At 70.9% G+C, this 17460-nt stretch carries 17 protein-coding genes and 1 pseudogene; 11 read left to right on the forward strand and 7 right to left on the reverse strand.

Annotation, left to right across the window (positions count from 1 at the left end; genetic code table 11):
* Nucleotides 1–154: 154 nt before the first annotated feature.
* Nucleotides 155–496, reverse strand: a complete 342-nt coding sequence (locus ACZ4Z1_RS37545; RefSeq protein WP_468491164.1) for a hypothetical protein — start codon at nt 494–496, stop codon at nt 155–157.
* Nucleotides 474–698: a helix-turn-helix domain-containing protein gene (locus ACZ4Z1_RS37550; RefSeq protein ID WP_406519487.1), complete on the reverse strand. Its 225-nt coding sequence runs from the start codon at nt 696–698 to the stop codon at nt 474–476. Before ACZ4Z1_RS37550 ends, ACZ4Z1_RS37545 begins: the two co-directional genes overlap by 23 nt.
* Before the next feature lie 256 nt (nt 699–954).
* Between ACZ4Z1_RS37550 and ACZ4Z1_RS37555 the strand changes: the two genes are divergently transcribed.
* From ACZ4Z1_RS37555 to ACZ4Z1_RS37565, 3 genes are all read left to right on the forward strand, one after another.
* Entirely contained in the window at nt 955–1485 is a 531-nt protein-coding gene (locus ACZ4Z1_RS37555; protein ID WP_468491165.1) for a helix-turn-helix domain-containing protein, read from the forward strand.
* A 105-nt stretch (nt 1486–1590) separates the two neighbouring features.
* On the forward strand, nt 1591–1806 hold the full coding sequence (locus ACZ4Z1_RS37560) for a hypothetical protein (protein ID WP_468491166.1): 216 nt from the start codon (nt 1591–1593) through the stop codon (nt 1804–1806).
* A gap of 76 nt (nt 1807–1882) precedes the next feature.
* Nucleotides 1883–3178: a tyrosine-type recombinase/integrase gene (locus ACZ4Z1_RS37565; RefSeq protein ID WP_468491167.1), complete on the forward strand. Its 1296-nt coding sequence runs from the start codon at nt 1883–1885 to the stop codon at nt 3176–3178.
* Between the two features lie 86 nt (nt 3179–3264).
* Here the strand turns inward: ACZ4Z1_RS37565 and ACZ4Z1_RS37570 are convergent, their stop codons facing one another.
* A complete protein-coding gene (locus ACZ4Z1_RS37570; RefSeq protein ID WP_468491168.1) occupies nt 3265–4494 on the reverse strand; it encodes an acyl-CoA dehydrogenase family protein in 1230 nt (409 codons plus the stop codon).
* A 187-nt stretch (nt 4495–4681) separates the two neighbouring features.
* Between ACZ4Z1_RS37570 and ACZ4Z1_RS37575 the strand changes: the two genes are divergently transcribed.
* On the forward strand, nt 4682–5410 hold the full coding sequence (locus ACZ4Z1_RS37575; RefSeq protein WP_468491169.1) for a TetR/AcrR family transcriptional regulator: 729 nt from the start codon (nt 4682–4684) through the stop codon (nt 5408–5410).
* Between the two features lie 103 nt (nt 5411–5513).
* Here ACZ4Z1_RS37575 and def read toward each other — a convergent pair whose 3' ends face one another.
* Complete coding sequence (def, locus tag ACZ4Z1_RS37580; protein ID WP_468491170.1) at nt 5514–6074, reverse strand: peptide deformylase; 561 nt, start codon at nt 6072–6074, stop codon at nt 5514–5516.
* Nucleotides 6075–6448: 374 nt separating this feature from the next.
* Between def and ACZ4Z1_RS37585 the strand changes: the two genes are divergently transcribed.
* The 4 genes from ACZ4Z1_RS37585 to ACZ4Z1_RS37600 all read left to right on the forward strand — a co-directional run bounded on the left by ACZ4Z1_RS37585 (nt 6449) and on the right by ACZ4Z1_RS37600 (nt 10752).
* Complete coding sequence (locus tag ACZ4Z1_RS37585) at nt 6449–7687, forward strand: MurT ligase domain-containing protein (RefSeq protein ID WP_125057884.1); 1239 nt, start codon at nt 6449–6451, stop codon at nt 7685–7687.
* A 37-nt stretch (nt 7688–7724) separates the two neighbouring features.
* Nucleotides 7725–8453, forward strand: coding sequence for a type 1 glutamine amidotransferase (locus ACZ4Z1_RS37590; protein ID WP_030018655.1), 729 nt, complete (start codon nt 7725–7727; stop codon nt 8451–8453).
* 188 nt (nt 8454–8641) lie between these two features.
* Nucleotides 8642–9667 carry a 6-phosphofructokinase gene (locus tag ACZ4Z1_RS37595; RefSeq protein WP_468491171.1) on the forward strand — a complete coding sequence of 342 codons (1026 nt, stop codon included), beginning with the start codon at nt 8642–8644 and terminating at the stop codon, nt 9665–9667.
* Between the two features lie 119 nt (nt 9668–9786).
* Nucleotides 9787–10752 (forward strand): cytochrome c oxidase assembly protein, encoded by a 966-nt coding sequence (locus ACZ4Z1_RS37600; protein ID WP_468491172.1) that lies wholly within the window; start codon nt 9787–9789, stop codon nt 10750–10752.
* 385 nt (nt 10753–11137) lie between these two features.
* Here the strand turns inward: ACZ4Z1_RS37600 and ACZ4Z1_RS37605 are convergent.
* The 3 genes and pseudogenes from ACZ4Z1_RS37605 to ACZ4Z1_RS37615 all read right to left on the reverse strand — a co-directional run bounded on the left by ACZ4Z1_RS37605 (nt 11138) and on the right by ACZ4Z1_RS37615 (nt 13755).
* Nucleotides 11138–12288, reverse strand: a pseudogene (locus ACZ4Z1_RS37605) (epoxide hydrolase family protein).
* Nucleotides 12289–12336: 48 nt separating this feature from the next.
* Complete coding sequence (locus tag ACZ4Z1_RS37610; protein ID WP_468491173.1) at nt 12337–12921, reverse strand: dihydrofolate reductase family protein; 585 nt, start codon at nt 12919–12921, stop codon at nt 12337–12339.
* Between the two features lie 252 nt (nt 12922–13173).
* Complete coding sequence (locus ACZ4Z1_RS37615) at nt 13174–13755, reverse strand: AMIN-like domain-containing (lipo)protein (protein ID WP_468491174.1); 582 nt, start codon at nt 13753–13755, stop codon at nt 13174–13176.
* Between the two features lie 370 nt (nt 13756–14125).
* On the opposite strand from ACZ4Z1_RS37615, the gene ACZ4Z1_RS37620 reads away from it, so the two are divergent.
* From ACZ4Z1_RS37620 to ACZ4Z1_RS37630, 3 genes are all read left to right on the forward strand, one after another.
* Nucleotides 14126–15607, forward strand: a complete 1482-nt coding sequence (locus tag ACZ4Z1_RS37620; RefSeq protein WP_468491175.1) for a selenium-binding protein SBP56-related protein — start codon at nt 14126–14128, stop codon at nt 15605–15607.
* 29 nt (nt 15608–15636) lie between these two features.
* On the forward strand, nt 15637–16485 hold the full coding sequence (locus ACZ4Z1_RS37625; protein ID WP_468491176.1) for an aminoglycoside adenylyltransferase domain-containing protein: 849 nt from the start codon (nt 15637–15639) through the stop codon (nt 16483–16485).
* A 207-nt stretch (nt 16486–16692) separates the two neighbouring features.
* Nucleotides 16693–17403 (forward strand): alpha/beta hydrolase, encoded by a 711-nt coding sequence (locus tag ACZ4Z1_RS37630; protein ID WP_468491177.1) that lies wholly within the window; start codon nt 16693–16695, stop codon nt 17401–17403.
* Nucleotides 17404–17460: the final 57 nt, after the last annotated feature.

Consider the following 17460-nt stretch of genomic DNA (forward strand, 5'->3'; position numbering starts at 1 on the left):
GGGACTCGGTCAAGACCAGCTCACCCGGCCGGTCTGGGATCATGTGGGACACGGGGTCCTCTTCTCTCTCGCAGGATGGATGCGTGCAGAGGGGTCGATCTCGTAGGCCCCGGCTGCCGGTGTGTGAGAGCCCGGCGGTTGGGGCCGCATACCGCTAGGCGGCGGTGGGGGTGCGGCGGCGCGTGAACTTGTTGGGCAGCACTTCGCCGTTCTCCTGCACCCACCGGATGTGCGCCGCGGTCATGCGCGGGCTTTTGCCGACGTAGGTGAAGGGAATCCGCCGGTCCTGAATGGCTTCGGTCACCCAGTTCTCGGTCTTGCCGAGCAGGTAGCCAGCTTCGGCCGGGGTGTAGCACTTGAGGTCCGGGGCGACAGCCTGCTGCGGTACAGCCTTGACCAGCTGCTCGGCGGCTGTGGTCAGCCGCTCCAGCAAGGTCTGGTCGATGGAGGGCGGACCGACCTCGGTGGGGGGCTTAGCCAGGTCGTTCGTGGTCACAGGGCTTCTCCCTTGTGATGGCTTCTGTCGGGACGCTGAGTCCCGAAGCGATGTTGTGGAGGGTTTCGTCGGCGGCCCCTCGCTCCTCGGTCTCGATGCGAGAGAGGTAGCTGGCGTCGACGCCGATGAGGTGCGCGAGCCGCCTCAGGCTCATTCCGCGTGCCTCACGGATGGCTCTTATTGCGGCTCCGTTCGGTGTCACGCCACCCAACGTAGACCCAACGAAGGCTGGAAGCAATGGGGATGCGCCGGATTATTGGGGCCCTCCTTGGGTGCTGCGCCGCCCAGGGGTCGTCACCCCTCGGCCGCGCATCGACCGAGCCCTCCACTCACATCCAGCCCGTGCGCCCCCCGGCGCTTCAAGAGGCAACAAAAATGCTCCCCGTACACCGATTAATACTGGTCGTTTACGTGCCTTGATGGGTGCGCGTTGCCTTCAGCTCAGGCATGATGGCCCCATGAGTAGGGACTGGAAGAGGCTCGCCGAAGCCGTCAAGGCGGCTCGCGAGGAGCGCACCCTCACGCAGGTCGAGGTGGCCGAAGCCGCCGGCGTCAGCGAGTCGACGGTGCAGAACTTGGAGTCAGGTATTGACCGGACCCGGCTCCCTCCGTCCCTCGCGAAGATCGAGCAAGCGATCGGGTGGGCACCGGGCTCCGGGAAAGCCGTGCTCGAAGGCGGCGAACCCACCCGCGTTCCGATGACCGTCGTCAGCACGGCCACCCCAAAGGCGCGAGACGACCAGGCGGCCGTGTCCGACCTGCCTCTGCGGATCGTGCAGGAACTCGCCGACGGTCCACTCCTGGACACAAAGGTCATGGACCTGACCCCGTTGGGCTCCAGCGCGCGAATGATCGTGGTCGTGAAGGGCGAGACCAACGCGTCACCGGACCAGATCCGCCGCGATCTGCTGGCGTGGGCTCGCGCTCAAGAACGGCTGCAGACCATCGGAGATGACGACGATCCGACCGCTTTGGTCAACGAGGGATAGCAGATTGCTCGTTTCGTCACTCCGACATCTCCACATCCAGCCCGTCGGTGTGATTCCATAATCAAATACCGTCGAGGGGGCCACGCTCGGATGGTTGGGGGACCGATGCGTGTCCAGATACAACGCGTCTCCGGTATGCCGCACCACGCGCAGGTGCTCGTCGACGACCGACCCGACCGGGTCGTGATCTACATCGACACACGGCTCGACAGCGCAGAAGCAGACAAGGCGATCGGCGAGGCGCTCACGGCACTCACCAAGTACTGGAAGCGGACAGAGAGCCCGAACGGGCAGCCCCGGCTCCGAGTCCACACAGGCTGATCGAGCCGCTGTCGGCCGCCTCACTCCCCCACCTCGGAGGCGGCCGGCGTTTTCATCGACGCTGGCGAGGTGAGCCATGGCATACGCCGAGAAACGCAACTACGACAAGGCCGCCCGTAAGTGGCGGTACCGGGGGCGCTATAAGCTGCCCAACGGTCGGTACGGCTCGGTGTCGCAGGACGACGACGGGCGGCCCTTCTACACCGAGAGGTCCGCTGAGCAGTACGCGCACGGCCTCGAAGTCGATGTCCGCCGCAAGACGTTCATCAACCCGCGCGACGGCAAGCTGACCGTCGAGGAGTGGGCGGCGAAGTGGCTTCCCTCCATCGACGTCGGCCCTCTCACTGAGAAGGAGTATCGGCTGCGACTGAGGAACCAGATTTTGCCCGAGTGGGGGGCGGTAGCCGTTGGCGACCTCTCTGCCACGGGCGTAGCTGCATGGGAAAAAGGTCTGCGGACTCGGATCAGTAAGAACTACGCCGACGGCGTGGTCAGCGTCTTCCGCACGATGATGGACGACGCCGTCAGTGAAGGGCTCCGCCGCGACAACCCTGTGACCGCACGCAAGAGCCGACGGCGGGGGCGCTATCAGCCCAAGCCGGCAGAGAAGAAGGTCATTGCGACGCCTAGGCAGGCGCTGCTCGTAGCCAGAAACGCGCAGGAGATGTGTGGCCTCAACGAGTACGCGATCGTCCTCGCCTCCGCCTACACCGGCCTGCGCATCGGCGAGCTGGCCGGCGTACACCGTGATCAGGTATCTCTGAAAGACGGGAGGCGAGGGCCACGCATCCACGCCATCCAGCAAAGCCAGTACGTAGACGGCGTCTTCACCGAGATCGGCGCAAAGTATGATTCCGGCCGAGGACTGATCATCCCCCGCTTCCTTGCTGGCCTGCTGCAGGAGTTGATCGACTCACGTTCTTCGGAATGGGTGTTCACAGCTCCGAAGGGCGGCCGGTTGACCCGCGGCGGTGACTGGTACGCGGAGACGTGGCGTCCGATCGTTGACGGGCGCGCGCCGCGGGGCGTGGTCCGCGGCGCCAAGGCCCGGACGGGCATCCGTCCGGTGCTGGGAGTCGAGGGACTGGTGCCACACGGGCTTCGGCACAGTCACAAGGTCTGGCTCGACGAGGGCGGGCATCCGCGTGTCGCGGTCGAGGCGAGGATGGGGCATGTGCTGCAGGGCGTTGAAGGCGTATATTCGCACGTGACGCTGCCCATGGAGTTGAAGATCGCGGACCAGTTGCAGGGTCTGTGGGAGGACTCCCTCCGGCCGGTCATCGACCGCCGTGAGTACGGCCCGTTCCCCCCGTTCACTCCCTTTCGCTGTCGGCGATCTCCCAAAAATCTCCCACAGGCGGATACGGACTAGTTCCGCAGCAGTGAAGAGCCTCACCTTCCATCCGGGTGGGGCTCTTCACGTGACATCAATCTACGCGCGTCCTAGAGGTGTTACCGCTAGCGGATCGGCACCCCCGCCACCGTCCGGGCGATGACCAGCCGCTGGATCTCGCTCGTCCCTTCGAAGATCGTGTAAATGGAACTGTCGCGGTGCATCCGCTCGACCGGGTACTCCCGCGTGTACCCGTTGCCCCCGAGGATCTGCATCGCCTGGGCGGTCACCTTCTTGGCGGTCTCGCCGGCGAACAGCTTGGACATGGAGCCCTCGGCCGAGGTGAACGGCTTGCCGGCGGTGGCCATCCAGGAGGCGCGCCAGACCAGGAGGCGGGCGGCGTCGATCTGGGTGCGCATGTCGGCGAGCTGGAAGGCGACGCCCTGGTTGTCGATGATCGGGCGGCCGAACTGGACGCGTTCCTTGGCGTAGTCCAGGGCGACCTCGTACGCGGCGCGGGCGATGCCGACGGCCTGGGCGCCGACAGCCGGGCGGGACGCCTCGAAGGTGGCCATGGCGGCGTTCTTGACGCGTTCACCACCCGGATTCTTGGCCCGCTCGCGGGCCCTGGCCAGGCGCTCGTCCAGCTTCTCCTTGCCGCCGAGCAGGCAGTGGCCGGGGACGCGTACGCCCTCCAGTACGACCTCGGCGGTGTGCGAGGCGCGGATGCCGTGCTTCTTGAACTTCTGGCCCTGGGACAGGCCGGGAGTCCGCGGCGGGACGATGAAGGAGGCGTGCCCCTTGGGGCCGAGGTCCGGGTCGACGACCGCGACGACGACGTGCACGTCGGCGATGCCGCCGTTGGTCGCCCAGGTCTTGGTGCCGTTGAGCACCCACTCGTCCTTGGCCTGGTCGTAGACGGCGCGGGTGCGCATCGCGGAGACGTCGGAGCCCGCGTCGGGCTCGGAGGAGCAGAAGGCGGCCACCTTCACGTCCGCGGCGTCGCCGTACATCTGCGGTACCCAGGTGCCGATCTGCTCCTCGGTGCCGTTGGCCAGGACGCCGACGGCGGCCAGGCCGGTGCCGACGATGGACAGGCCGATGCCGGCGTCGCCCCAGAACAGTTCCTCCATGGCCACGGGGATGCCGAGGCCGGTCGGGTCGAAGAACTGCTGCGCGTAGAAGTCCAGCGAGTACAGGCCGATCTTGGCGGCTTCCTGGATCACCGGCCAGGGGGTCTCCTCGCGCTCGTCCCACTCGGCGGCCGCGGGGCGCATGACGTCGGCGGCGAAGCCGTGGATCCAGTCCCGGACCTCCTTCTGCTCATCACTCAGCTCCATGGTGAATTCGGCCATGACCCCTCCAGCGCTGCGTTCCCGGGGCGGCGTCCCCGGCAGTGGTACTTCGAGAGTGTTACTAGCGGTAACCTGAGTGTGTTACCCGTCAGTAAGGGATGTCAACTCCCCCGGGCCCGCCATCACCCCGCAGAGCGGGTGTTACGTTGCGCGAGCGTCACGGATTCACAAGGGCGGGGAGTGGGACATGGAAAACACCCAGCACGACGGCCGGCAGCAGGCCACCACGGTGGAGCAGCCCGCCGCGGGGCACGGCGCCGCGGCGGACCCGCCGAACACGGTCCGTCGGCAGCAGACGGCCACCGAGCGGCGCCGCCGCGAACTGCTGGAGGCCGCGGACCGGGTGGTGCTGCGCGACGGCCCGGACGCCTCGATGAACGCCATCGCGGCGGAGGCCGGCATCACCAAGCCGATCCTCTACCGGCACTTCGGCGACAAGGGCGGGCTCTACCGGGCCCTGGCCGTACGGCACACCGACGCCCTGCTGGACGGCCTGCGGGCGGCGCTGGACTCACCCGTGCCGCGCCGGGACCGCGTCGAGGCGACCCTCGACACGTATCTGACCGCCATCGAGACCCGCCCGCAGGTCTACCGGTTCCTGATGCACCCCTCCGACGGGGGGCACGGCGCCGACAAGGACGCCGGGTTCGACGTCGGCCGGCACTCCGCGCCGCTGCTGCGCCGGCTCGGCGAGGAGCTGGCGAAGGTGATAGGCGACCGGCTCGACCTGGGGCCGGGCGGCGAGGAGCTGGCGCGGGTCTGGGGCCATGGCATCGTCGGCATGATGCACGCGGCCGGCGACTGGTGGCTGCGCGAACGCCCCTGCTCGCGGGCGCAGTTGGTCCAGCACCTGGCCGACCTGCTGTGGGGGCGGCTGGCGGCGGCCGGGGACCGGCTGGGCGGGCCCGGGTTCTGAGGCCCGGGTTCTCGGGGCCGGGGAGCCGGGCCCGACGGGGCACCGCGCTCGGCAGCACCGGAGCGGCGAGCAGCCCGTACCCGTACGCCCGCAGCCGCAGCGGCTACGAGCCCGTGCCCGCCTCGCGTCCCGCCCACGGCGCGCGGGACGCGGCCCGCAGCGCCCGGCGGCGGCGCAGGCCGGTGAGGTGGTCAAGGTAGAGGCCGCCCCGGAGGTGGTCGCACTCGTGCTGGAGGCAGCGGGCGAAGAACCCGGTGCCGGACACCGTGCGCGGTTCACCCGTCACGCTGAACCCTTCCACCACCGCGTGGTCGTACCGCGGCGTGCCGGCCTCGATCCCCGGCACCGACAGGCAGCCTTCGGGGCCGCGCACCAGGACGCCGTCGGCCTCCACCAGGCGCGGATTGACGAGGTGTCCGAGGTGCCGCCGGTCGTCGTCGTCCGGGCAGTCGTAGACGAACACCCGCAGTGGCACGCCGACCTGGTTGGCCGCCAGACCGACGCCCTGGGCCGCGTACATCGTCGCGAACATGTCCTCGACGAGCGCGGCGAGCCCGGCATCGAAGTCGGTGACGTCCCGGCAGGCCGCGGTCAGGGCCGGGTCGCCGAGCAGGCGCAGGGGGCGCGGGCGGCCGGAGCTGCCGGGGATCGAGCGGGAACGCATGGGGGTAAGGGTACGTTCTGGAACATGTGACGACGCAGGTCGTCGCGGGTCGCGGAGGTCGCGGTACGGGTGGCGGGATTCGGGGCCGCCGCCGGATCTCGATAGGCTGATCCCCGACCGAAGCCTCCGGCCGGTCATCGGCTCCGGAGGAGGCGTTCCACCGGCAGCCCTAGGGCGTTTCTGATGGATCTCCGTGGGGAAGGAGCGGCGTCCGGTGCGTGCGCTCGGCGTGCGGCGCGAAGGGTCATGTGGCGGAGCCACCTGTCCCTTCGCACCGTGCGGCGAGGGTGCGTGCCGGGAGTCGCGACGCCGCGGAGATCCATCAGAAACGCCCTAAGGCGGGAGGGCGCCGGATGCAAGGAGGATCAAGGACGATGGCAGGCAACACGGAGCCGCTGTCGCCACGGGCCAAGCTGGCCGTGACGGCGGGCAAGGCCGCGGCGGCGGTGTCGCGCGCGGCGGGCCGCGGCAGCGGATCGGTGATCGGCGGCAAGGTGGCGCTCCGGCTCGACCCCGACCTGCTGGCCCGGCTCGCCCGGCACCTGGACGTGGTGCTGGTGTCGGCGACCAACGGAAAGACGACCACGACGCGGCTGATCGCGGAGGCGCTGCGGGCCAGCGGCCCGGTCGTCTCCAACGCGCTCGGCGCCAACATGCCGGCGGGCATCACCTCCGCGCTGGCCGGCGGCTCCGACGCCCGCTTCGGCGTCATCGAGGTGGACGAGAAGTACCTGGCGGGCGTGGCGCGGGACGTGACGCCCAAGGCCATAGCGCTGCTGAACCTCTCGCGCGACCAGCTCGACCGGGCCGCGGAGACCCGGATGCTCGCCGAGCACTGGCGGGAGGGGCTGGCCGGCTCCAAGGCTCTGATCATCGCCAACTGCGACGACCCGCTGATCGTGTGGGCGGCCTCGTCGTCGGCGAACGTGGTGTGGGTCGCGGCGGGCCAGGAGTGGAAGGACGACGCCTGGTCCTGCCCGTCGTGCGGCGGTGTGATGCAGCGCCCGGGCGACGACTGGTTCTGCGGCGAGTGCGGCTTCCGCCGGCCGACGCCGAGCTGGGCGCTCTCCGGCGACCACGTACTCGACCCGCACGGCAGCGCCTGGCCGATCCGGCTCCAGCTGCCGGGCCGCGCGAACAAGGCGAACGCCACGACGTCGGCGGCGGTCGCCGCGGCGTTCGGCGTGCCGCCGCAGGTCGCCCTGGAGCGGATGTACTCGGTCCAGGCGGTCGCGGGCCGGTACGACGTGGTGTCGTTCATGCAGCGTGACCTGCGCCTGCTGCTGGCGAAGAACCCGGCGGGCTGGCTGGAGACGTTCTCGCTGATCGACCCGCCGCCGACACCGGTGATCCTGTCGGTGAACGCGCGCGGCGCGGACGGTACGGACACCTCCTGGCTGTGGGACGTGGACTACACCCGGCTGGCCGGTCACCCGATCTTCGTGATCGGCGACCGCAAGCTGGACCTGGCGGTCCGCCTGGAGGTCGCGGGCCTGGACTTCCGGGTGTGTGACACGGTGGACGAGGCGGTGCAGTCGGCTCCTCCGGGCCGTATCGAGGTCATCGCCAACTACACGGCCTTCCAGGACCTCCGCCGGCGCGTGGGGAACTGACGTGAACCAGCGACCTTCCCGACAAGGACGAGCGAGCATGAGTGACAACAGCCTGCGGCTGGTGTGGATCTACCCGGACCTGCTGAGCACCTACGGGGACCAGGGCAACGCCCTGGTGGTGGAGCGCCGGGCCCGCCAGCGCGGCCTGGACGTCCAGCGTCTCGACGTCCGCTCCGACCAGCAGATCCCCACCTCCGGCGACATCTACCTGATCGGCGGCGGCGAGGACCGGCCGCAGCGGCTGGCGGCCGAGCGGCTGCGCCGCGACGGCGGCCTGAACCGCGCGGTCTCCAACGGCGCGATCGTCTTCTCGGTGTGCGCCGGCTACCAGATCCTGGGCCACGAGTTCATCAACGACCTCGGGGAGCGGGAGCAGGGCCTGGGCCTGCTGGACGTGGTGAGCACCCGCGGCGAGGGCGAGCGGTGCGTCGGTGACGTGCTGGCCGACATCGACCCGCAGCTGAACCTGCCGCCGCTGACCGGTTTCGAGAACCACCAGGGCGTGACGCACCTGGGGCAGACGGCCCGCCCGTTCGCCCGGGTCCGCTTCGGCAAGGGCAACGGCGTCGGTGACGGCTACGAAGGCGCGTACAACGACACCGTCTTCGGTACGTACATGCACGGCCCCGTGATGGCGCGCAACCCGCACATCGCCGACCTCCTGATCAAGCTGGCGCTGGACGTCAACGCGCTGCCGCCGGCCGACGACCGCTGGTACGAGGCGCTGCGGCAGGAGCGCATCGCGGCGGCCACGCAGCCCGCGTAACGATTCGCCGCTCCCGTACGCCCGCGGTGTCCGCACTGCGGGCGTACGTGTGCGGCGGGGCCCCGCGCTTGTAGGGTGAGCGCCATCCAACCGGACGACGGGGTCCGGGCGTCCGGTCGAGAGTCTGCGCCCGCGCCCGCCCGGGGCCCGGCCGACAGACTCTGATGTGCAGAGGGTCTGCGAACAACATGCGTATTGGTGTGCTCACCTCCGGCGGCGACTGCCCCGGGCTGAACGCCGTCATCCGCTCCGTCGTCCACCGTGCCACCGCCGACCACGGCGACGAGGTGATCGGTTTCCGGGACGGCTGGAAGGGCCTGCTGGAGTGCGACTACCGCAAGCTGGACCTGGACGCCGTCGGCGGCATCCTGGCCCGCGGCGGCACCATCCTGGGCTCGTCCCGGGTGCAGCCCGCGCACCTGCGGGACGGCGTGGAGCGGGCCCGCGGCCACGTCGCCGACCTGGGTCTGGACGCGGTCATCCCGATCGGCGGCGAGGGGACGCTGAAGGCGGCCCGGCTGCTGTCCGACGCAGGCCTGCCGATCGTCGGTGTGCCCAAGACCATCGACAACGACATCGCCGCGACCGACGTCACCTTCGGCTTCGACACGGCGGTCGGCGTGGCCACCGACGCCCTGGACCGCCTGAAGACGACCGCCGAGTCGCACCAGCGGGTCCTGATCGTCGAGGTCATGGGGCGGCACACGGGCTGGATCGCGCTGCACTCCGGCATGGCGGCGGGCGCGCACGCCATCGTCGTACCGGAGCGCCCCTTCGACGTGGCGGAGCTGACCCGCAAGGTCGGTGAGCGTTTCGAGGCGGGCAAGAAGTTCGCGATCGTGGTGGTGGCCGAGGGCGCCAAGCCGCGCGAGGGCTCGATGGCCTTCGACGAGGGCGGAACCGACATGTACGGGCACGAGCGGTTCGCCGGTGTCGCCCGCCAGCTGTCGCTGGAGCTGGAGCGGCGGCTCGGCAAGGAGGCCCGCGCGGTGATCCTGGGCCATGTGCAGCGCGGCGGCACGCCGACCGCGTACGACCGGGTGCTGGCGACCCGCTTCGGCTGGCACGCGGTGGAGGCGGCGCACCGCGGCGCCTTCGGGATGATGACGGCGCTGCGCGGCACGGACATCACGCTGGTGCCGCTGGCCGAGGCCGTGGAGACGCTGAAGACGGTGCCCGGGGACCGGTACGCCGAGGCGGAGTGCGTCCTGTAGTCCTCGGTACTGCTCCGTACGGGCCGCCCGCGGCCGTTCGGACCGCCCCCGGCCGATGCCCCGGCCGGGGGCGGTTCTAGTCTGGTCGCGGTGTATCGGTACGAATCAGGAGCGAGCGGATGGATCACGGCGGGCACGGCATGAACATGGATCTGCCGCCGTTCACGCTGGGGCGCGGCATGGAGTTCGGCGGAGATCCGTTCTTCCTCGTCGGCTGCCTGGTGGGGCTGATTCTGTACGGCTGGGCGGTGCTGCGGCTGCGGCGGCGCGGTGATCACTGGCCGGTGGGCCGGACGGTCGCCTGGGTCGTCGGTGTGCTGACCGTGGCGCTGGTGATGTGCACCAAGCTCAACGATTACGGCATGGCCATGTTCAGTGTGCACATGGTGCAGCACATGGTGATCAGCATGCTGTCGCCGATCCTGCTGCTGCTGGGCGCGCCGGTGACGCTGACCCTGCGCGCGCTGCCGGCGGCCGGCCGGGGCCGCAAGGGGCCGCGGGAGCTGCTGGTGGCGCTGCTGCACAGCCGGTACATGCGGGTGATCACGCACGCGGCGTTCACCATCCCGATGTTCATCGCGAGCCTGTACGCGCTGTACTTCACGCCGCTGTTCGATTTCCTGATGCAGTATCGGGTCGGGCACATCGCGATGATGGTGCACTTCCTGGTGGTGGGCCTGGTCTTCTTCTGGCCGATCATGGGTGTGGACCCGGGGCCGCACCGGCCGGGCCACGTGATGCGGATGCTGGAGCTGTTCGCGGGGATGCCCTTCCACGCGTTCTTCGGCATCGCCCTGATGATGGGCACCGAGACGATGATCAAGACGTTCGAGAACCCGCCGGCCTCCCTGGGCATCGACGCGCTCGGCGACCAGAGCGCGGCGGGCGGCATCGCCTGGGCCTTCAGCGAGATCCCGTCGGTGCTGGTGCTCGTCGCCCTCCTCTACCAGTGGTACAAGTCCGAGGAGCGGCAGAACCAGCGCAAGGACCGCGCGGCGGCCCGGGACGGCGACCAGGAGCTGGCGGCGTACAACGCGTATCTGGCCTCCCTCCAGGCCCGTGGCCAGGGGGGAGGCGCCGGGTGACCGGATAGTGACCGCAGGTCACGCGCGAACGCTGGCGGTACGGGCCGCGGCCGGGGACGATGTCCTCAAAGGCCGCGGCCCGTGGCGTTGGCGGGGCCGCCGTGAGGAGGTTGCGGGGATGCCCGGATCCGCTAAGACGATGGCGGCGTGCACGGTGGTCGGGCTGGTCGTGGCGACGGCCTACACCGTGGCGCTGGGCAGCAGTGGCTGGCTCTGGTTCTCCTGGGTGGTGCTGGCCCTGGTCACGCTCGGCATCGTGACGACACGGTCGTCCTGAGGCCGGCGGACGCCGTCCCGGGACCGGGCGGACACCGGCCTGAGGCCGTCGGACACCGGCCTGAGACCGGTGGACGCCGTCCGCCCCTGCTCCCGGCCGGCGCCGCCCTCACTTCCGCAGGTCGCGGAAGAACTCCCGTACGTCCTGGACCAGCAGGTCCGGGGCCTGGAGCGAGGCGAAGTGCCCGCCCGTCGGGTACTCCGTCCACCGCGTGACGCGGTGCGACAGCTCTGCCAGGCCGCGCACGGCACGGTCGCCCAGGAAGTTGGCCACCCCGGTCGGCACCCCCGACGGCGTGGCCCGCGTCCAGCCGTCCGCGCCGCTTCCAGGTAGAGGCGGGCGGCGGAGCCCGCGGTGGCGGTGAGCCAGAGAATCGTCACATCGGTCAGTACGGCGTCCCGGCCGACCGGCGTCTGCCGGGTCCGCGTCGGGTCGTGGCCGACGAACCATTCCAGGTTCCAGGCGAGCTGCTCGGCCGGTGAGTCGTTGAGCGCGTACGCGACGGTCTGCGGGCGGGTGGCCATCTGGGCCGCGTAGCCGGAGTGCCCGTACCACCACGCCTCGTTCTCCTCGGCTTGAGCGCGCTCGGCCGGGGAGAGGTGGTCCAGTTCGCCCGGATCCATGGTGGTCGCGGCGTCGGCCGGCGCGTTGACGTGGACGCCGAGTACGCGGCCGGGGGCGACGCGGCCGAGTTCGGGCGAGACGAGGGCGCCGAAGTCGCCGCCCTGGGCGCCGTACCGGTCGTAGCCCAGGCGCCGCATCAGCTCGTCCCAGGCGCGAGCGATGCGCCGGGTCCCCCAGCCCTGCTCCCGGGTCGGCCCGGAGAAGCCGAATCCGGGCACGGAGGGTGCGACGACGTGGAAGGCGTCCGCCGGGTCGCCGCCGTGCGCGCGGGGGTCGGTGAGCGGGCCGAGGACGCCCAGGAAGTCGTTGACGGTGCTCGGCCAGCCGTGCGTGACGATCAGCGGCGTCGCGTCCGGCTCGGGCGAGCGGACGTGCAGGAAGTGCACCCGCTGCCCGTCGACGACCGTGGTGAACTGCGGCACTTCGTTGAGCGCCGCCTCGTGCGCCCGCCAGTCGTACGTACCGGCCCAGTACGCGACCAGCTCCTTGAGGTACGGCAGGGCGACGCCGTGGTCCCAGCCCACGCCGGGCAGTTCGTCGGGCCAGCGGGTCCTGAGCAGCCGGTCCCGCAGGTCGTCGAGGTCGGCCTGCGGGACGCCGATACGGAAGGGCCTGATCGCCGTGCTTGATTCCATGCCGGAACGTTAGGAAGCATCGCGGTCAGGGGGAGTCCGCAGCGGCGCTCAGCGCTTGCGGCTGTACTTCCGTACGAGCACGCCGTTGTCGAAGGTGCGGACGGAGTCCAGGGTGAAGTCCGTGGCCGCGAAGTCCGCGCCGAACATCGGCATGCCGGAGCCGTAGATCTGCGGGTAGGTCTTGATCACCAGCTCGTCGACCTCGTCCAGCAGCTCGCCCGCGAGCTGGGAGCCGCCGCAGAGCCAGATGCCCAGGCCGCCCTCCTCGGCCTTGAGGGCCCGGACGGCGCCGACCAGGTCGTCGGTGATCAGGTGCACGTTCGGGTCGGGTGACGTGCCGAGGCTGCGGGAGGCCACGTACTCGCGGAGGTGGCCGTACGGGCTGGTGACGCCGGCGTCCAGTCCGACCTGGTAGCTGCCGCGCCCCTGGATCACCGTGTCGAACTTCTGGTTTTGGACGTCGTGGAAGTTCAGGACGGCGCGGCCCTCGGCGGAGACGGTCTCCGGGTATTCGGTCTTGAGGAACTCCAGGAACTCCTCGCTGACGTACTGCATCATCGACGACGCGTCACCGTTCGGGTCGCCGATGAAGCCGTCGATCGAGCAGGCCACGAAGTAGGTGAGCTTGCGCAACAGGTCCTCTTTCCGCCGGCGATGCGGGGGCGCATCGCAGTGAAGGTCGGTGCGGCGGCGGGAAGGCATGCCCCGGCGCCGCAACCACTTCGCCTATAGTGCTTCAGGCGTAGTGGTTGCGCAAGTATGTTGTTCGCTCCGGCGCCGGCGGCCTCCGTACGGAGCGGCACCCCGTACGGAGGCGGACCCGCGCCGGCCCCGGTCAGCGGGCCGGAAGCGGATCACCGTGCGCGAGCGCGCACGGCTCCCGGCTCAGGAGTGGGCGACATCCACGATGAGCTGGTTCTTCTGCTGGGTGACACGGAACGGGAGCCGCTTGGCGACCCCCAGGCCTATCTGCGTGTCCCCCTCGAAACTGGCCGCGAACCGGGTGTCCTTGAAGGTCCGGTAGCCCTTGATGTCGACACCCGGGAGCGTCTTGCCGGCCGTGCCCGGGTACGTCGGCTTGCCGGTCGCCGGGTCGTAGCTCGGCGCCGCCACCCGGATCTCCAGGACGGCTCCGCCGCCGACCTTGATGAGGTCGCCGGAACCGTCCTGGTGCAGCTCCTTGACGTAACCGACCCGGTAGCCGACCTGCTTGCCGCCCGCGGTCGGCACCTCGAAGACCATCCGGTCGTAGCAGGCGTGCTGCCCGGTCCTGATGTTCTTCAGCGGCTTGTGGTCACGCGCGTCGGCGGACTTCAGGGCGCTCCCCCAGCCGCCGGTGTCGCACTTGGCCGGCGGCGCGGCGGCCGGTGCGGCCCCCGTCGGCGCCGCCGTCGCCGACACCGTCGTCGCCGCCACCGCCGCGCCAGCCAGCACGACCGCGGTCAGCACAGTGCCCAAACGTCGCATACAGGTCCCCGTATCTCGTTGCCCATGGCGCAACCGCCGGATTTCGGCGGCCCGTTCACCGCGCGGCCCGACCAGTCGGATCCGGCCGGTCCGTACCCGCGATCATTGCGTACGGGTCTGACAATCGGACACCGGAACGGTGATTTCCAGCCGCCCACCGGCCGTCCGCGACCGGTGCGCCCTTGGCGGCGGAAAGGCCCTGTGCGAGGCTCGCAGCCACCGCGGAGCCGGGTCCCGGCGTAGTGCCCCGCCGGCTCCGGTTCGCATGAATGCCGATACGGCCGCCTGTTACGGACAGTCCGGCGCGGCTTCCCGCCCGGCCGGCCGGCGGGGCCGGCGGGCCGGCCACGGAGCCGAGGAGAGCCACAAGATGACTACTTCTGATCATGCCGGTCGGACCTCCCGCGCCGCGCACCCCGGCGGCACCGATCACGCCGACACCGCCCACCCCGCGGGACACCCTGACCCCACCCTCTACCGCACGGCCGCCGACGCCATGGCCGCTCCCCCGGAACACCTCGCCTACCTGGCCGGGTTCGACCGCACCGCCCAGCGCCCGGACGCGCTGATCGTCGTCGACACCGATCCCGGATCGAGTTCGTACGGGCGGGTGCTGCACTTCGCCGACGTCCCCGGGCTGGGAGACGAACTCCACCACTTCGGCTGGAACGCCTGCTCCAGCGCCCTCGCCCACGAGGGGCACCACCAGCCCGAACGGCGCTACTTACTGGTCCCGGGGCTCCGCTCCTCCCGGCTGCACGTCTTCGACACCCGTCCGGACCCGGCCCGCCCCCGCCTCGTGAAGGTGATCGAGCCGGCCGAACTGGCGGACGCGGCAGGCTATTCCCGTCCGCACACCCTGCACTGCGGTCCCGGTGGCGTCCTGCTCTCCTGCCTCGGCGGCGCGCACGGCAACGACGGCCCGGGCGGTGTCGCGCTCCTCGATCACGAGACCTTCGACGTACTGCGCGCCTGGGAGACCGACCGCGGCCCGCAGCGCCTGGCCTACGACGTCTGGTGGCACCTCCAGCACGACATCGCGGTGACCAGCGAGTGGGGCACCCCGTCGATGGTCGAGAACGGCGTCGACCCGGAACTGCTGGTCGGCCGCTCCTACGGCCACGCGCTGCACTTCTGGGAGCTGGCGTCCGGCCGCCACCTGCAACGCGTCGATCTGGGCGACGAACACCAGATGGTGCTGGAACTGCGGCCGGCGCACGACCCGGCGGCGACGTGGGGCTTCGCGGGCGTCGTGGTCAGCGTGGCGGACCTGTCGGCGTCCGTGTGGCTGTGGCACCGCGAGGACGGCGGCCGGTTCACGGCACGGAAGGTCGTCACGATCCCCGCGGAGCCCGCCGAGGAGGACGAACTGCCGCCGGTCCTCAAACCGTTCGGCGCGGTGCCACCGCTGGTCACCGACATCAACCTGTCGGTGGACGACCGCTGGCTGTACGTGTCCGCCTGGGGCACCGGCGAACTGCTCCAGTACGACGTCAGCGACCCCTTCCACCCCCGCAGGACCGCGTCCGTCCGGCTCGGCGGCATCACCGCGCGGCAGCCGCACCCGGCGGCGCCCGGCCTGCCGCTGACCGGCGGCCCGCAGATGGTCGAACTGAGCCGCGACGGACGCCGGGTGTACCTGACCAACAGCCTGTACGGCGCGTGGGACGACCAGTTCCACCCCGCCGGCATCCACCCCTGGCTCGCCAAGCTCGACGCGGACCCGGAGCACGGCGGCCTGACTCCCGACCCGCGTTTCTTCCCGCACGGCGAGGACTTCCGCGGGCTGCGCGTCCACCAGACACGCCTGCAGGGCGGCGACGCGTCGTCCGACTCGTACTGCTACCGCTGACCGCGGCCGGCGGAGAGAGGAGACAGGGCATGCACGGTGAATCGGGCAGCGTGCGCAAACGTGTGGTGCACCCTTCGGTGGAAGCCGTGGTGCGCGCCTTCCTCACAAGCGCGGACCGGTTGTGTCCCGGCCTGGTCGAGGGGCTGTATCTGACGGGTTCGATCGCCCTGGGCGATTTCCGGCCGGGGCGCAGCGACATCGACTTCGTGGCCGTCACCGCTCAGCGCCTCCCGGCGTCGGACGTCGCGGCCCTGGAGCAGGCACACGCCGAGACGCGTGCACGGCACTCCCGCCCGTACTTCGACGGTGTCCACGTCACCTGGCAGGACCTCGCCGCGGGCTTCGCCGCGTGCCCCGCCGTTCCGTACACGCTGCGGGGGAGGTTCCGTACGGACGACGCCTTCGAGGTCAACCCGGTGACCTGGGCCGTCCTCGCGAAGGACGCCGTGCGGGTACGCGGTCCGGTGCCCGGCGGTTTCGAGGTCGGCGTGGACCGGGCCGCCTTGCGGGACTGGACGCTGGAGAACCTCGACGGCTACTGGCGGCGCTGGCACCTCGCGCACCGCAAGCCGCTGTCCTTGAAGGGCTTGGCCGCGCTGGGCGGTTGGGCGCCGGCCTGGGGCGTGCTCGGGGTCAGCCGCCTGCATCACACGGCCGGCACCGGGGAGATCATCTCCAAGGGGGCCGCGGGCCGCTACGCCTTGAAGACGTTCGGTCCGCAGTGGCACCCGGTGATCGAGGAGGCCCTGCGTCTCCACCGGTCCGTGTCCACGCCTGCGGCCGCACCCTCCCACCCCTTGCGCAACCCTTTCGCCCGCCGCAGAGCCGCCACGGACTTCGTCGCGATGGCCGTCGAGGACGCGACGACGGCCCGCTGAACCGACCGCGTCCGGCATGTCGAAATGCGCTGCCCGGGGCGTGCCCGGTGTCGGATCCGCGCAGGTGAAAAGCGCTGGCGCACGGATCCGTACGTCATGTTCCATGATCCTTCGAAGAGCCGTGCCCGGACGGGAGTCCGCGCCCGGTCCGGGGCCGCGCGCCTCCCGTCACGGCCGTCCTCTTCGTCCGACCTTCAGGAGCCCCCCATGCCCACCACCGCAGCCCGCCCCTCCTTCCTCCTCGTCCACGGCGCCTGGCACCGGTCCACCTGCTGGTCCGCCCTGCAGGACGCCCTCGCCGCCGACGGCTCGCGGTCCCACACCGTCGACCTGCCCAGCTCCGGCCCGCAGGGCACGCCCGCCGCCGGTGTGTACGACGACGCCGAGGCGATATCCGCGCGGCTGCGCGAGATCGAGGGCCCGGTGGTCGTCGTCGGCCACTCCTACGCCGGCATCCCCGTCACCGAGGCCGCCGTCGGCCATGCGCACGTCGCCCACCTCGTCTACCTCACGGCGTACATGCCGGCGGAGGGCGAGTCGCTGGGCAGCCTGCACGGCCGCGACGCGGCCAGGGGCGTGGACCTCGACGGCGTCCAGCCGCCCGTCTTCGAGGACCCGCGTGCGGCGCTGTACGGGGACGTGCCGGACGACGTGGCCGAGCGGGCCGTCGGCCGGCTCGTCGAGCAGAGCCGGCGCTCCTTCCAGGAGCCGGTGACCCGCGCGGCCTGGCGGACCGTGCCCGCCACCTACGTGATCTGCGAGGGCGACCAGGCGCTCCAGCCCGCGCTGCAGGCGAAGATGTCCGCGAACGCCACCCGCGTCGAACGGCTCGGCACCGGCCACTCACCGTTCCTGGCCGCACCGGCCGAACTGGCCGCCCTGCTCGGACGGATCGCCGCCGCCACCGTCACTCCCTGACCGCTGTGCACGACGGCCCGGCCGCTCCTCGGGCGAGGAGGGGCCGGGCCGTCCGGT

It is taken from the genome of Streptomyces sp. NPDC030165 (assembly GCF_055573595.1).